This is a genomic window from Streptomyces sp. NPDC046712 (assembly GCF_040645695.1).
GTDB lineage: Bacteria > Actinomycetota > Actinomycetes > Streptomycetales > Streptomycetaceae > Streptomyces.
This window is the reverse complement of sequence record NZ_JBEYYW010000002.1, coordinates 360,558-374,259: the sequence shown is the minus strand read 5'-3', so window position 1 is coordinate 374,259 and position 13,702 is coordinate 360,558. Positions and strand designations below refer to the sequence as shown.

Here is a 13,702-nt window from a genome sequence, read left to right as displayed (position 1 = left end):
CCTCACGAATGATTGACGACGGTGTCGGCGAGTACGGGGGCGTCGTCCCGCTCCACGGCCGTGACCGACACCTGGATCTCGTTGTCCTGCTGACGCCACATCCGGATGCGCAGGGTCTCGCCGGGGAAGACGATCCCGGCGAAGCGGGTGCGGTACGAGCGGACCCGGGCGACGTCCCCGCCGATCGCCGTGTCGACCACCGCCTTGAGGGTCATTCCGTAGGTGCAGAGCCCGTGCAGGATGGGGCGGTCGAACCCGGCCAGCTTGGCGAACTCGGGGTCCGCGTGCAGCGGGTTCCAGTCCCCGGAGAGCCGGTAGAGCAGCGCCTGGTCCTCGCGGACCGCCCGCTCGACGATCTTGTCGGGCTCGCGGTCGGGGAGTTCGAGGCGCTCGGAGGGCCCGCGGTCGCCGCCCCAGCCGCCCTCTCCCCGTACGAAGATCTGGGCGTCGCTGGTCCACAGCGGTCCGTCGTCGTCGGCGACCTCGGAGCGGAGCACGAGGACGGCGGCCTTGCCCTTGTCGTGGACGGCGGCGACGCGGGAGGTGGTGACGGCCCTGCCCTTGACGGGGATGGGCCGGTGGAGGGTGATCGACTGTCCGCCGTGCAGGACGGCGGCGAGGTCGACCTCGATGCCGGGCGCGGACAGCCCGCCGACGACCCCCATGCCGGCGCCGGCGACGGTGGCGAAGCTGGGCAGGACGTGCAGCCGGGATTCGAGGGTGTAGCGGAGCTCGTCGGGGTCGGTGGCGGGGGTGCCGGCGCCGAGGCCGAGGTGGTAGAGCTGGACGTCCTTGTGGTCCCAGGCGATCTCGGCGCTGCGGGGCTCGGCGGCCACGGCCTTGGCGGCGTCAATGGGCATCGGGATGCTGCTCCTTGGAGATCCCGGAGGATCCGTGAAGAGGGAAGACCTCGGTGCGACCGTCCGCACCGTCGGCCGCACCGAGGCCGTGCGGGACCGTCCCGTACGCGCCCGTTCTAGAACGCGTTCTAGGTCGGTGATCCTCATGTATAGCCGAGCGCGGATGAGTTGAGAACCCCTCCGACGAGCATGTCTGACGGTACGTCAGTTCGGGCTGCTCGGCCGGTGAGCGGCCTCCCGGTCGGCGGGCGGCCCGCCGGCAGGAGGCCCAGGACATTTGTCCCTGGGAGGTCGGTACATTCACTCCTGCCGCGGGACGGGCCCCGATCCGTAGCTTCGAAGGCATGAGGAACGAGCCCGCGGTGGTCTTCGAGGCCACGACCAAGACATTCGGCGGAGTCCGCGCCGTGGACGGCATCGACCTGACCGTCCGGCGCGGCGAGACCGTCGCGCTGCTCGGCCGCAACGGCGCGGGCAAGTCCACCACGATCGGATTGCTGCTCGGGCTCGACGAGCCCGACGGCGGCCGGGTCTCCCTCTTCGGCGCGGCCCCGGCCCGTGCCGTCGCGGCCGGGCGGGTGGGCGCGATGCTCCAGGAGGGCCGGCCGGTCCCCCGGGTCACCGTCCGCGAGCTGGTCTCCTTCGTCGCCCGCACCTACCCCGCCCCGCTGCCGGTCGCGGAGGCCCTGGCACTGGCCGGTCTGACCGAGCTGGCCGGCCGGCGCGTCGACCGGCTCTCCGGCGGCCAGGTGCAGCGCGTCCGCTTCGCCCTCGCACTCGCCGGAAACCCGGAGTTGATCGTCCTCGACGAGCCGACCGCCGCGCTCGACGTCGAGGCCCGCCAGGCGTTCTGGGACTCGATGCGCGGCTACGCCCGCCGGGGCAACACGGTCCTGTTCTCCACGCACTATCTGGAGGAGGCCGACGCCCATGCCGACCGGATCGTCGTCATCGACCGCGGACGCGTGCTCGCCGACGGCACGAGCGCGGAGCTCAAGCGGGCGGCCGGCGGCAGCCTGGTCTCCTTCGACCTGGCCGGTGGCCCCACGGAGGGGCTCACGCTCCTGCCCGGCGTCACCGGCGTCGAGATACGCGGCGGCCGCGCCCGGCTGCGCACGGACGAGCCCGACGCCACCGTGCGCGCTCTGGCCGCGATGGACGCGATCCGGGGCCTGGAGGTCGCCCCGGTCTCGCTCGACGACGCGTTCCTCACCCTCACCCAGCACACCCTGGAGACGGTCCGATGATCACCGAGTACATACGGCTGGAAGTCCGCCGCACCCTGCGCGACACCGGATTCGTGGTCTTCGGGATCGGGATGCCGGTCCTGATGTACCTCCTGTTCACCAACCTCGGGACGAACGAGGCCGAGTGGAGCACCGCGTCCATGGTCGGCATGGCGGCGTACGGAGCCCTCGGCGCGGCCCTCTCGGTCGGCACCGGGGTCGCCGAGGACAAGTCCCTGGGCTGGCTGCGCCAGTTGCGCGTCACACCGATGACACCGCGCCAGGTGGTCATCGGTCGCGCGCTGACGGGCTCGGTGATCGTGCTGCCCTCCATCGCCGCCGTCCTCCTCGCCGGCGCGCTCGTCAACGGCGTCCGGATGGAGGCCCCCTGGCAGTGGTGCGCCGTGGTCCTCGCCCTCTGGCTCGGCGCGCTCCCCTTCACCCTCCTCGGCATGGGCAACGGCTACCGGCTCACCGCCCAGACCACCGGTGTCGTGAACCTCGCATGCAACCTCGGCCTGGCGGTCGTCGGCGGCCTCTGGTTCCCCGCGCAGCTGTTCCCGGACTGGCTGCGCACGCTCTCCTCGTACACGCCGACCAACCGATTCGCCGAACTCGGCCGGACGATGACGGAGGGCACGGCTCCCGGGCTCGCGGCGATCGCCGTGATCGGGACATGGGCCCTGCTCTTCGCTGCGTACGCGGTCGTCTCGTACCGTCGCTCCGCGAGGACGGCGTGAGGAGGGGGACCATGCGCGGGAGGGGAAAGAGGCAGTGGGCACCGGAGGGGATGGGCCCGCCCAACGGACTGTCGATGCTGCCCTGGCTGCTGATGGGCATGGGAGCGGTGTCCCACCTCTTCCAGGGCAAGTCGTCCAACCCGTTGTTCACCGGCCTCGGGCTGCTCGCCTTCAACTCCCTCTACATCGCGGTCGTCTTCCGGGCCTTCGACCGGCGCAAGCGCGAGGCGGCCGTCACCTGGTGGCTGCTGGCCGCGATGGCCGTCGTCACCCTGGCGCTCGGCATCGTCTACGGCGGGCCGTACCTGCTGTACTTCCCGCTGCTCGGCCTTGCCGCCGGTTCGGTCATACGGGGCCGGCGGCTGCCCCAGGTGGTCTTCCCGCTCTGTGTCACCGCGGCCGTGGTCTCGGGGATACGGGACGGTTGGGGTGCGATCAACGTGGCCTACGGCACGTTCATCTCGGCCATGGTCACGGCCGCCATCTTCGCCCTGTCGGAGACCGTCCGGGAGCTGCGCGAGACGCGGCAGGAGCTGGCCAGGACGGCGGTGGAGAAGGAGCGGCTGCGGTTCTCCCGCGATCTGCACGATCTGCTCGGACACACCCTGTCCGTCATCGTGGTGAAGTCGGAGGCCGCCCGCCGACTCGCGCCACGTGACATCGACGCCGCGCTCGGGCAGGTCGCCGACATCGAGTCCGTCGGCCGTCAGGCCCTGACGGAGATCCGGGAAGCCGTCACCGGCTACCGCGAGGGCAGCCTGGCCACCGAGCTGGACCGGGCCCGCGACGCCCTGTCCTCGGGCGGGATCGAGCCGGTGGTCCGCCAGTCCGGCCCTCCCCTGGAGCCTCAGACGGAGGCGCTGCTGAGCTGGGTCGTCCGGGAGTCGGCCACGAACGCCCTCCGGCACAGCGGGGCGACCCGCTGCGAGATCGAGGTCGGCGGCACCCCCGAACGGGTCCGGCTGACCGTCACGGACAACGGCAGGGGCGCCGACGTCGCCACCACGGGCAGCGGTCTGAAGGGTCTGCGCGAGCGGGTCGCGGCCGCAGGCGGCACCCTTGACTCGGGACCCGCCCCGCGCGGAGGGTTCCGGGTCACCGCGGAACTCCCCGTGGAGGTCCAGGCGTCGCAGGAGTGGGAGCCCACGGGATGATCAGAGTGCTGCTCGCCGAGGACCAGGGCATGATGCGGGGCGCGCTGGCGCTGCTGCTCGGGATGGAGCCCGACATCGAGGTCGTCGCCCAGGTGGGCCGGGGCGACGAGATCGTGGACGCGGCGCTGAACAGTCGGCCGGAGGTGGCTCTGCTCGACATCGAACTCCCCGGCCGCTCCGGTCTCGACGCGGCCGCGGACCTGCGCGACGAGGTCCCCGACTGCCGGGTTCTGATCCTCACCACCTTCGGGCGCCCGGGCTACCTGCGCCGTGCGATGGAGGCCGGGGCGGCCGGCTTTCTCGTGAAGGACGGCCCGGTCGAGGAGCTGGCCGTGGCGATCCGCCAGGTCCTGCGGGGTGAGACGGTCGTCGATCCGGCCCTCGCCGCGGCCGCGCTCAGCGCGGGCCCGAACCCGCTGACCGCCCGCGAACGGGACGCCCTGGGAGCGTCCGTGGACGGCGCGACGATCGCCGACATCGCCACCACGCTGCACCTGTCCGAGTCGACCGTCCGCAACTACCTCTCGTCGGCCATCGGCAAGACGGGCACCCGCAACCGCATGGAGGCGGTGCGGGCGGCCCGGCAGCAGGGCTGGCTCTGAGCGGGTCAGGCCCTGCGCTCCCGGGACGGCCGGGGCACGGATTGCTACGCCCGGGCCGCCGCGAATCCTGCGCCCCCGGAGCCCTACGACCTCCGGAGCATCGTCACGACCGCCGCGCCGCCGAGCCCGATGTTGTGCGCGAGGCCGACCCGGGCGCCCTCGACCTGTCGTGCGCCCGCCTCGCCCCGTAGCTGCCAGACCAGTTCGGCGGCCTGGGCGAGGCCGGTGGCGCCCAAGGGGTGGCCCTTGGAGATCAGCCCGCCGGACGGGTTCACCACCCACCGCCCGCCGTACGTCGTCGCCCCCGACTCGACGAGCTTGCCGGACGCGCCGTCCTCGCACATGCCCAGGGCCTCGTAGGTCAGGAGCTCGTTGATGGAGAAGCAGTCGTGCAGCTCCACCACGTCCACGTCCTCGATACCGAGGCCGGACCGCTCGTACACCTGCCGGGCCGCCGCGCGGGACATGGGGCGGCCGACCACGTCGATGCAGGAGCCGGAGGAGAAGGAGTCCTCCGTGTCCGTCGTCATCGCCTGGGCCGCGATCTCGACCGCCTTGTCGTGCAGCCCATGTGCCACGACGAACCGCTCCGACACCACGACCGCCGCCGCCGAGCCGTCCGAGGTGGGTGAGCACTGGAGCTTGGTCAGCGGCCGGTGGATGGTCTTGGCCGCGAGGATCTCGTCGACCGAGTACACGTCCTGGAACTGGGCGTTGGGGTTGTCGGCCGAGTGCCGGTGGTTCTTGGCGCCGACGGCGGCGAGCTGCACCTCCGTCGTCCCGTACCGCTCCATGTGTTCCCGGGCCGCGTTCCCGAAGATCTGCGCGGTGGGAGGACTCATCTCGAAGCCGTGGCCCGCGGCCATGATCCCGTAGTGCCGGGCCACCGGTGACGTCTTGAAGTCGTTCCCGTCGGACCCTCCGCCCAGCGCCCCCCGCGCCATCTTCTCGAAGCCCAGCGCCAGGACGCAGTCGCTGACCCCGCCCTCCACGAACTGCCGGGCCATCATCAGCGCCGTGGAGGCCGTCGCGCAGTTGTTGTTGACGTTGTAGACGGGGACACCGGTCAGGCCGAGTTCGTACGCGGCGCGCTGCCCGGCCGTCGACGCCTGGAAGCAGTAGCCGACGGGCACCTGCTCCACCTGCGCGTACGAGATCCCGGCGTCGGCGAGCGCCGCCGTCCCCGCCTCGCGCGCCATGTCCCAGTACTGCCAGTCCCGCGTCTCGGGCTTCTCGAACTTCGTCATCCCGACGCCGACGATGTACGCCTTCCCCATCTTCGGTTCCCCTCAGTCTCTGGGCAGGCCGAGCAGTCGCTCGGCGACGACATTGAGCTGGACCTGCGTGGTGCCGCCCGCGATGGTCAGGCAGCGGGACATCAGCAGCCCGTGGACGGCCCGCTCCCCCGCCCCTTCCCGCACCGCGCCCTCGGGGCCGAGCAGTTCGAGCGTGAGCTCGGCGACCTTCTGCTGGTGGACGGTCTGGACGAGCTTGCGGACGGACGCGCCCGCACCCGGTTCCAGGCCCGAGACCTGGAGCATCGTGGTCCGCAGTCCGATGCAGGCGAGCGCGTGCGCCTCGGCGGCGAGCGCCCCGATCCGTACGCGTACGGTGCTGTCGGCCTCGGTGGCCCGGTCGATCAGCGCCTCAAGGCCGGAGTCGAAGGCGACCTGGTCGGCCATGTGGACGCGTTCGTTGCCGAGGGTGTTGCGGGCGACCTTCCAGCCGTCGTTCACCTCGCCGACGACGGCGTCCACCGGCAGCAGCACGTCGTCGAAGTACACCTCGTTGAAGAGCGAGTCGCCGGTGATCTCCTTCAGCGGCCGGATGTCGATCCCCGGTGTGTTCTTCATGTCGACGAGGAAGTACGTGAGTCCGCGGTGCTTGGGGGCGTCCGGGTCGGTCCGGGCGAGCAGGATGCCGTGGTCGGCCCACTGGGCGGCGCTCGTCCACACCTTCTGTCCGTTGATCCGCCAGCCGCCGTCGTCGGTGCGTTCCGCCCTGGTACGGAGGGAGGCGAGATCGGACCCGGCGCCGGGCTCGGAGAACAGCTGGCACCACAGGAGCTCGCCGCGCAGGGTGGGAGCGAGGTAGCGCTCCCGCTGGTCCGCGGTCCCGTACGCGAGGAGGGACGGGACGACCCAGGTGGCGATCCCGAGCCCGCTGAGCGTGATGCCGGCGTCGGCCAGCTCCCGCTGGACGGCGAGCTGCTGGAGGGGCCCCGCGCCGAGGCCGTACGGCGGCGGAAGGTGCGGGGCGGCATAGCCGGTGGCGGCGAGGGCGCGGCGGGCGCCGCCGGGGTCGAGGCCGACGGCGGGAGCGATCGCGTCCCGGGCCTCCGCGCGGAACACGTCGGCCTCGGGTGGCAGTTCGAGCCGGAGCTCGCGCCGGGCCCCGCCGGCCGCCAGGCGAACGGCCTGTGCGCGGTGGGTGTCGCCCGGGCCGAGGAGCTGGCGGGCGACGAGGGCCCGGCGGAGCGAGAGATGGGCGTCGTGCTCCCAGGTGAAGCCGATGCCGCCGAGGATCTGGATGCAGTCCTTGGCGCAGTCGTAGGCGGCGTCGAGGGCGGTGGCGGCGGCGAGCGCGGCGGTCAGGGAGCGCGACTCCTCCCGGGTGGAGCGAGCCGCGTCCCAGGTGAGGGCACGGGCCTGCTCGACCCGTACGAGCATCTCCGCGCAGAGGTGCTTGACCCCCTGGAACTGTCCGATGGGCCGCCCGAACTGCTCGCGCACCTTCGCGTACTCCGCGGCCGTCTCCAGCGCCCGGGCGGCGTTCCCGCAGGCGTCGGCGGCGTACAGCACGGCGGCGAGATCCGTGACGAGGGCGGAGTCGACGGTCAGGACCCGGTGGGCGGGCACGTGCGCACCGGCCGCGGTGACCTCGGCGGTGGGCCGGGTGGGGTCGGCGCTCTCGTGCGGGCGTACGGCGAGGGTGTCGGCGTCCACGGCGGCCCACACGGTGCCTCGCGCCGTGGTCGCCGCGAGGAGCAGCAGGTCGGCGTGGGCGGCGCCGAGGACGGGTGGCGCTGCCCCGTCGAGGAGCAGCCCGCCCTCGGTCTCGACCGCGGTCAGTCCACCGGGCGCGAGGGCGACGGCCCCGATGCGCTCCCCGGCGGCGAGGGCGGCGGCCAGTCCCCCCTGCCCTGTCCGGGCCAGGATCTCGCCGGCGAGGACGGAGGGCAGGTACGGCCCGGGGAGCAGGGCCCTCGCGGCCTCCTCCAGGACGACGGCCAGATCGACGAGATCGCCGCCCCCTCCCCCGTACTCCTCGGGCAGATGGATCCCGAGGAGCCCCTGCTCGGCGAGGCCGCCCCAGTGGGCGGGGCGCCCGGTGACGGTGTCGACGGGCGCGTCGAGAAGCTTGCGTATGTCCTCGGACGGCACGGCCCGGGCGAGCCATCCGCGCACGGACCGGGCCAACTCCCGCTGCTCTTGCGTGATTCCGATGCCCATGCGCGGCACACTAGAACACGTTTCATTCTGACGGAAGGTCAGATACTGAGCTTTCGCGGAGACCCGCCCCACACCCGGTGCGCGGAGGCGGGAAGCGGGTGTGGTTCACGTGCGGCGCGTAGGGCACCATGGCTGCCCAGAGCCGCGTACCGACCAGTAGGAGCACCCATGCCCGCGCCCGAGATCCTCGCCGCCTTCGAGGCCGCCAAGGGCTTCATGCCCCTCGACGAGGGGCGTGCGCTGTACGCCGCCGCCGAGGAGGCCGCGAAGCTCGGGCTGCCGCTGCTCGAGGTCGGCACGTACTGCGGGCGCTCCACCATCCTGCTCGCGGACGTGGCCCGGGAGGCCGGGACGGTCGCGGTGACCGTGGACCACCACCGGGGCAGCGAGGAGCAGCAGCCGGGGTGGGAGTACCACGACCCGACCGTCGTGGACCCCGAGGTCGGCGTGATGGACACCCTGCCCACCTTCCGCCGGACGCTGCGCAAGGCGGGTCTGGAGGAGCACGTGATCGCGGTCGTCGGGCGGTCCCCGCAGGTGGCGAAGGTGTGGGCGGGCGAGCTCGGCCTCGTCTTCATCGACGGCGGGCACACGGACGAGCACGCGACGGCGGACTACGAGGGGTGGGCGCCGAAGGTCGCCGTCGGCGGCCTCCTCGTCATCCACGACGTCTTCCCGAACCCGGAGGACGGCGGCCAGGCGCCGTACCGCATCTACCTCCGGGCCCTGGAGTCCGGCGACTTCGAGGAGATCTCCGTCACGGACTCCCTCCGCGTCCTGCGCCGCCGCTAGGGCCTGTCCGGCGGATCAGGGTCGGACAGGCCCTAGATGCCGTACCCGGAGGTCACGTACAGGCAGTTCGTGTAGCTGTACCCCGGTTCGATCTTGGCCGTGCTCGCCTTGTCCCCGGCGGACAGCGAGCCGGACGACCGCGGCCGCTTCTGGAGGAAGTGGTAGTCGCCGGCGGGCAGCAGGAGCGTCGCCTTCGGGTACTTCGACGACGGCCCGGTGCACACCTTGGGCTTCGCGGCACCGAGCCTGAGGCTGCCCTGGTACGCCGTGCACGTGCCGCACGCCTTGAGCGTGACGCGGCCGGTGACCGGTCCCGTGTAGAGGAGTTCGACCTCTCCCGGGCCGTCGTTGCTCACGACCATGACCATCCGGGAGCCGCCGGGGGCCTTGGCCGGAGGCAGCTGCTTCCCGGCCGCCGGGGCTTCCTGGGCGATCTCGGCCGCGATCGCTATGTTCCGCGCCTGTCCGGCCTGCGGGCTGTCCGGGTGGTCCTTGGCGTACTGCGTCATCGTCTCGACGGCCCGCGTGTACTCCTTGTCCTTGAACTGCTCGACCCCGCAGGCGAAGTCGCCGTTCCGCACCGCCTCGCCGTGCTGCCGCGAGACGCCGGCGAAGGTCGCGCGGGGCAGCAGGTCGACGGTGGTGCCGTAGCGCCGCAGTTCGGCGACCGCGGCGCACGGGTCGGTGGTGCCGCCCGCGATCGCGGCGGAGCGGGTCCTGATGCCCTCCGCGACCTTGGGCTCTACCTGCCGGGCGTACGAGGACTCGGGGAAGGTCGAGAGGAGCGCGTTCAGGTGCTCGCCGGCCGTCGCCTCGACGCCCGCGACGCCGAGTCCGGCGATTCCGCACGCGTACCAGGAGTGGGCGAGCGGGTCGTCGGCCTTGCCGGTCAGGCCGTCGAGCAGGCTGCGGTCCACCGTCTCCGGCAGTGCGCGCAGATGCTTCAGGCCCGGGACGGCCTCGCAGTACTTCTTCTGCTCGTACGGCGCCGAGACCGCCGTGTAGTAGTCCCCGATCCGGTCGGGGACGAGCTTCCCCGCCCGCGAGCCGGCGTGCTTCGTGCCGAGGTCCTGGTACACGGCGAGCGCCTTGCGGTAGGTGTGCTCGGCTCCGTTGAAGCTCTGGCCCGCCACGGACTTCACCTGCGCGTCGGCCGCGGCGAGGCGGTCCAGGAGCGACTGCTCCACGGCCTCGTCGCGCGCCACGCCGTAGGCCACCGAACCGCCCACCGGCACGGCGAGCAGGACGAGCGCCAGGGCCACCGGGAGCGCGAGGCGCCGGGGCGCGGCGCTCGTTCCGGGACCGAGGGCGAGCGGGGCACGCAGGCCGCGCCGGGCGCCGTCGGCGGCCGCGGCCAGCAGGAACACGCCGTACCCGGCGAGGAGGCCCGTGGGCACCCCGTCCACGTCGGCGGGCAGCGCGACCAGCAGAAGGACGGCCGTGGCCGCCCAGCAGACGGCGGCGAGGACCCACTGCTTGAGCAGCGCGTACCCGAGCCCCAGGCAGGACAGGTTGAGCAGCCCGACCAGGACGGCCTGCGCCGGGTTCGACTCGGGCGGTGGTGCGGGCGGTCCGGGGTCGGGCGCCGGGCCTCCTGGTGCCGGCACTCCCGGCGGCTGCGCGGGCGGTGGCGGTATCGCCGCCCCCGCCCAAGCCCCCGCCCCGGGCGCCCCCGGCATTCCCGGTGTTCCTGGCGATCCCGGTGCCGCCGGCACCCCCGGCGTTCCCGGTGCCCCCGGCGTTCCGGGCGCCCCGTACGCCCAAGGCGTCTCGGAGACCCCCGGTTCGTTCGACGGACGTGCGTCGTTCGGCTCTTCCCCCGCCACAGTGCCCCCCGTGGTCCGTGCGTGATGCCCCTCACCGCCGCACTCACCTTCCCCATACCCGCCACAGTCCCTTCACAGTCGCCCCGCGTCGAAGGACTGTCCGGCGGCGCCTCCCGTTAGAGTCGCAAGGTGCCGTACGACCACCGGAAGATCAGCGCCCTCGCGAGCGCCCTCGCCGCCTGCGCCGTCCTCGCCGGATGCGGCGGAGAGTCACAGCCCCCGAAGACCGCGGACGCCAAGGCGACGGACGCCCGGTCGTCGGGCTCTTCCACCCAGACGCCGGCCCCCGCCCGGGCCCGGCCCCAGGCCCGCCCGCTGGCCGGACGGACCGTCGCCATCGACCCCGGCCACAATCCCGGCAACTTCCGTCATTCCCGGGAAATCAACCAGAAGGTCGATATCGGGACAGGTCGCAAGGAATGCGACACCACGGGCACCTCCACCGACGCCGGCTACACGGAAGCCGCGTTCACCCTCGATGTTTCACATCGTCTGCGCGATCTCCTCGAGGCCCAGGGCGCGAAGGTCGTCCTCACCCACGATGCCGACCGCCCCTACGGGCCCTGCATCGACGAACGCGCACGGAAGGGCAACGAGGCGCACGCCGACGCCGTCGTCTCCGTGCACGCCGACGGCTCCGCCACCGGCCACCGCGGTTTCCACGTGATCCTGCCCGCCCGCGTCGGCTCCGGCGGCGCCGACACCTCGAAGATCGTCGGCCCGTCCCGTACGCTCGGCGAGGCCGTCGCCCGCCACTTCGCCCGCGCGACCGGCACGGCGCCCGCCAACTACCTCGGCTCCGGCACCGGGTTGGACGTACGCGGGGACCTCGGGGGACTCAATCTCTCAACCGTCCCCAAGGTGTTCGTCGAATGCGGCAATATGCGTGATCCGAAGGATGCCGCACTCCTCACCGATGCGGCGTGGCGCCAGAAGGCGGCGCAGGGAATCGCGGACGGCATCGGGACCTACCTCAAGGGGTAGAACCGACGGGCGATAGATTCGCTCCGTACGATGGGGCCGCCCCCGTGCTTCGCGCCACCCCGACGAGACGACCCGACGAAGGACTCTTACGTGAATATCCGCTCCCTCACTCGAGGCGATGGCGTGGTGATCGGTGCAGCGGTGGTGCTGTTCATCGCCTCGTTCCTCGGCTACTCCGGCTGTGAAGGCAGTTTCTGCGACAACGTCGACTCCCCGTTCTCCTGGGAGTTCTCCCCCCTCGGCTGGGGTGCCTTCCTCCTCGGTATCGCGGGCGCCGCCCTGGTCGTGGTCTCGCACGCGCTTCCGCAGCCCCGCAAGGTCGCCGGCCTCGAGCTGGGTCAGGTCGGTGCCGCGTTCACGGTGGCCGCGGCCTGGAACATGCTGATGTGGATCTTCGAGTCGGTGAACGCCGGCGCCGGCCTCGTCCTCGGCCTGATCGCCTCCCTGGTCCTCGCCGGTGCCGCCGTCGCCGCCCCGCTGGTCCCCGCGCTCAAGGCCCCGCTGATGCCCGCCCCGAGGCCGCAGACCCCGCAGCCGTACGGCGTCCAGCCGGGTCAGCCCGGCCAGCCGGGCGCTCCCGGCGGCTACGGCTACCCGGGCGCCCAGCAGCAGCCGTACGGCGGGCAGCCCCAGCCGTACCCCGGCCAGCAGCAGCCCGACCCGCAGGCCCAGGCCGGCGCCCCGGCCCCGCAGCCGACGCAGGCCCAGGCGCAGCAGCCCGCCGGCGACTTCGCGCCGTTCTGGTTCGCGGTCCCGGTGGCCCGCCCGCTGTACGCGGAGGACGGCTCGCCGACCCCGATCGCCGAGCTGGCCCCGGGTACCTGGTACCTGGCGGTCGAGCAGCGTGGCCCCGGCCTGATCGCGCAGACCCAGGACGGCCGCCGCGGCGTCCTCCAGGACACGACCGGCATCCAGCGCGGCTGAGCGTTCCACCCCAGCGGCCCCTCGCCCTTCCGGGCGGGGGGCCGTTGTCGTACAGTCCCCGGGAAGTGAACTGACGGATCGTCAGGAAGGCACCGTGCCATGCGTCTCGGACTCGCCCTCGGCTACTGGGGACGCGGCCCCTCGCCCGCCCATCTCGAACTCGCGCGCGAGGCCGAGCGACTCGGGTACGACTCCGTCTGGACCGCCGAGGCGTGGGGGTCCGACGCGTTCACCGCGCTGACCTGGATCGCCGCCCACACCTCGCGCATCCGGCTCGGGACCGCCGTCGCGCAGATGGCCGCCCGGACGCCCACCGCCACCGCCATGCACGCGCTCACGCTCGACCATCTCTCCGGCGGCCGGATGATGCTCGGGCTCGGGCTCTCCGGGCCGCAGGTCGTCGAGGGCTGGTACGGCCGGCCGTTCCCACGCAGTCCGCTGACCGCGACGCGGGAGTACGTGGACGTGATCCGCCAGGCCCTGCGGCGCGAGGGGCCCGTGAGGCTCGACGGGCGCTTCCACTCCCATCCGTACGCAGGCGAGGACGGCACGGGGCTCGGGAAGGCCCTCAAGCCCATCACCCACCCCCTCCGGGCGGACCTCCCCGTCCTCCTCGGCGCCGAGGGGCCCAAGAACATCGCCCAGACGCTCCGGATCGCCGACGGCTGGCTGCCGCTGTACTGGTCGCCGACGCGGTACGGAGAGGTGTACGCGCTCCCGGAGCGGCTCCCGGAGTCCTTCCTCGTCGCCCCCATGGTCCGCGCCCAGCTCTGCGACGATCCGGCCGAAGGGCTGCTGCCCGTCAAGGCGATGCTCGGCTTCTACATCGGCGGCATGGGGCACGCGGCCCGGAACTTCCACGCCGATCTGATGGCGCGCATGGGGTACGAGTCCGAGGCCCGGCACATCCAGGAGCTGTTCGCGGCCGGGCGCCGGGAGGAGGCCGTGCTCGCCGTCCCGGACGCCTTCGCGGACGAGATCTCGCTCGTCGGGCCCCGGGAGCGGATCGCCGAACGGCTGGAGGTCTGGCGGAAGGGACCGGTCACGGACCTTCTGGTCACGGCTCCCGACCTCGCCACCCTGCGGCTGCTCGCGGAACTCAACTCCTAGGGAGCGTCCGGGAGTCTCGCCCGGTGCGCGGC

12 protein-coding genes are annotated in these 13,702 nt (G+C 72.8%); 8 read left to right on the top strand and 4 right to left on the bottom strand.

From position 1 onward, the window contains the following. Positions 1 to 2: 2 nt before the first annotated feature. Positions 3 to 860: a MaoC/PaaZ C-terminal domain-containing protein gene (locus ABZ939_RS03990; protein ID WP_361848864.1), complete on the bottom strand. Its 858-nt coding sequence runs from the start codon at positions 858 to 860 to the stop codon at positions 3 to 5. A 344-nt stretch (positions 861 to 1,204) separates the two neighbouring features. Here ABZ939_RS03990 and ABZ939_RS03985 point away from each other — a divergent pair, with 344 nt between their 5' ends. The 4 genes from ABZ939_RS03985 to ABZ939_RS03970 are packed head-to-tail and all read left to right on the top strand — an operon-like array spanning position 1,205 to position 4,582. Continuing rightward, complete coding sequence (locus ABZ939_RS03985) at positions 1,205 to 2,107, top strand: ABC transporter ATP-binding protein (RefSeq protein WP_361848861.1); 903 nt, start codon at positions 1,205 to 1,207, stop codon at positions 2,105 to 2,107. Next, positions 2,107 to 2,826 carry an ABC transporter permease gene (locus ABZ939_RS03980; RefSeq protein ID WP_361849134.1) on the top strand — a complete coding sequence of 240 codons (720 nt, stop codon included), beginning with the start codon at positions 2,107 to 2,109 and terminating at the stop codon, positions 2,824 to 2,826. Before ABZ939_RS03985 ends, ABZ939_RS03980 begins: the two co-directional genes overlap by 1 nt. Before the next feature lie 11 nt (positions 2,827 to 2,837). Then, entirely contained in the window at positions 2,838 to 3,980 is a 1,143-nt protein-coding gene (locus ABZ939_RS03975; RefSeq protein ID WP_361848858.1) for a sensor histidine kinase, read from the top strand. Beyond that, positions 3,977 to 4,582 (top strand): response regulator transcription factor, encoded by a 606-nt coding sequence (locus tag ABZ939_RS03970; protein ID WP_361848855.1) that lies wholly within the window; start codon positions 3,977 to 3,979, stop codon positions 4,580 to 4,582. Before ABZ939_RS03975 ends, ABZ939_RS03970 begins: the two co-directional genes overlap by 4 nt. 83 nt (positions 4,583 to 4,665) lie before the next feature. On the opposite strand, the gene ABZ939_RS03965 is transcribed toward ABZ939_RS03970, so the two are convergent. Continuing rightward, positions 4,666 to 5,859 carry a lipid-transfer protein gene (locus ABZ939_RS03965; protein WP_361848852.1) on the bottom strand — a complete coding sequence of 398 codons (1,194 nt, stop codon included), beginning with the start codon at positions 5,857 to 5,859 and terminating at the stop codon, positions 4,666 to 4,668. Positions 5,860 to 5,871: 12 nt separating this feature from the next. Further along, positions 5,872 to 8,034 (bottom strand): acyl-CoA dehydrogenase, encoded by a 2,163-nt coding sequence (locus ABZ939_RS03960; RefSeq protein WP_361848849.1) that lies wholly within the window; start codon positions 8,032 to 8,034, stop codon positions 5,872 to 5,874. A gap of 168 nt (positions 8,035 to 8,202) precedes the next feature. Between ABZ939_RS03960 and ABZ939_RS03955 the strand changes: the two genes are divergently transcribed. Further along, on the top strand, positions 8,203 to 8,826 hold the full coding sequence (locus tag ABZ939_RS03955; RefSeq protein WP_361848846.1) for a class I SAM-dependent methyltransferase: 624 nt from the start codon (positions 8,203 to 8,205) through the stop codon (positions 8,824 to 8,826). A gap of 32 nt (positions 8,827 to 8,858) precedes the next feature. Here ABZ939_RS03955 and ABZ939_RS03950 read toward each other — a convergent pair whose 3' ends face one another. Continuing rightward, positions 8,859 to 10,433, bottom strand: coding sequence for a hypothetical protein (locus tag ABZ939_RS03950; RefSeq protein ID WP_361848843.1), 1,575 nt, complete (start codon positions 10,431 to 10,433; stop codon positions 8,859 to 8,861). Positions 10,434 to 10,781: 348 nt separating this feature from the next. Between ABZ939_RS03950 and ABZ939_RS03945 the strand changes: the two genes are divergently transcribed. From ABZ939_RS03945 to ABZ939_RS03935, 3 genes are all read left to right on the top strand, one after another. Continuing rightward, positions 10,782 to 11,636 (top strand): N-acetylmuramoyl-L-alanine amidase, encoded by an 855-nt coding sequence (locus ABZ939_RS03945; protein ID WP_361848840.1) that lies wholly within the window; start codon positions 10,782 to 10,784, stop codon positions 11,634 to 11,636. Between the two features lie 90 nt (positions 11,637 to 11,726). After that, the gene (locus tag ABZ939_RS03940) at positions 11,727 to 12,560 is read left to right on the top strand and encodes a DUF5336 domain-containing protein (RefSeq protein WP_361848837.1); all 834 of its coding nucleotides are present in this window, start codon (positions 11,727 to 11,729) and stop codon (positions 12,558 to 12,560) included. Between the two features lie 99 nt (positions 12,561 to 12,659). After that, positions 12,660 to 13,670, top strand: coding sequence for an LLM class F420-dependent oxidoreductase (locus ABZ939_RS03935; protein WP_361848834.1), 1,011 nt, complete (start codon positions 12,660 to 12,662; stop codon positions 13,668 to 13,670). The last annotated feature ends 32 nt before the right edge of the window (positions 13,671 to 13,702 follow it).

Bases quoted from the DNA above. Each gene is read 5' to 3' on its own strand.
- ABZ939_RS03985 (WP_361848861.1), top strand. From the start codon at position 1,205: ATGAGGAACGAGCCCGCGGTGGTCTTCGAGGCCACGACCAAGACATTC.
- ABZ939_RS03935 (WP_361848834.1), top strand. From the start codon at position 12,660: ATGCGTCTCGGACTCGCCCTCGGCTACTGGGGACGCGGCCCCTCGCCC.
- ABZ939_RS03975 (WP_361848858.1), top strand. From the start codon at position 2,838: ATGCGCGGGAGGGGAAAGAGGCAGTGGGCACCGGAGGGGATGGGCCCG.
- ABZ939_RS03955 (WP_361848846.1), top strand. From the start codon at position 8,203: ATGCCCGCGCCCGAGATCCTCGCCGCCTTCGAGGCCGCCAAGGGCTTC.
- ABZ939_RS03965 (WP_361848852.1), bottom strand. From the start codon at position 5,859: ATGGGGAAGGCGTACATCGTCGGCGTCGGGATGACGAAGTTCGAGAAG.
- ABZ939_RS03970 (WP_361848855.1), top strand. From the start codon at position 3,977: ATGATCAGAGTGCTGCTCGCCGAGGACCAGGGCATGATGCGGGGCGCG.
- ABZ939_RS03990 (WP_361848864.1), bottom strand. From the start codon at position 860: ATGCCCATTGACGCCGCCAAGGCCGTGGCCGCCGAGCCCCGCAGCGCC.
- ABZ939_RS03960 (WP_361848849.1), bottom strand. From the start codon at position 8,034: ATGGGCATCGGAATCACGCAAGAGCAGCGGGAGTTGGCCCGGTCCGTG.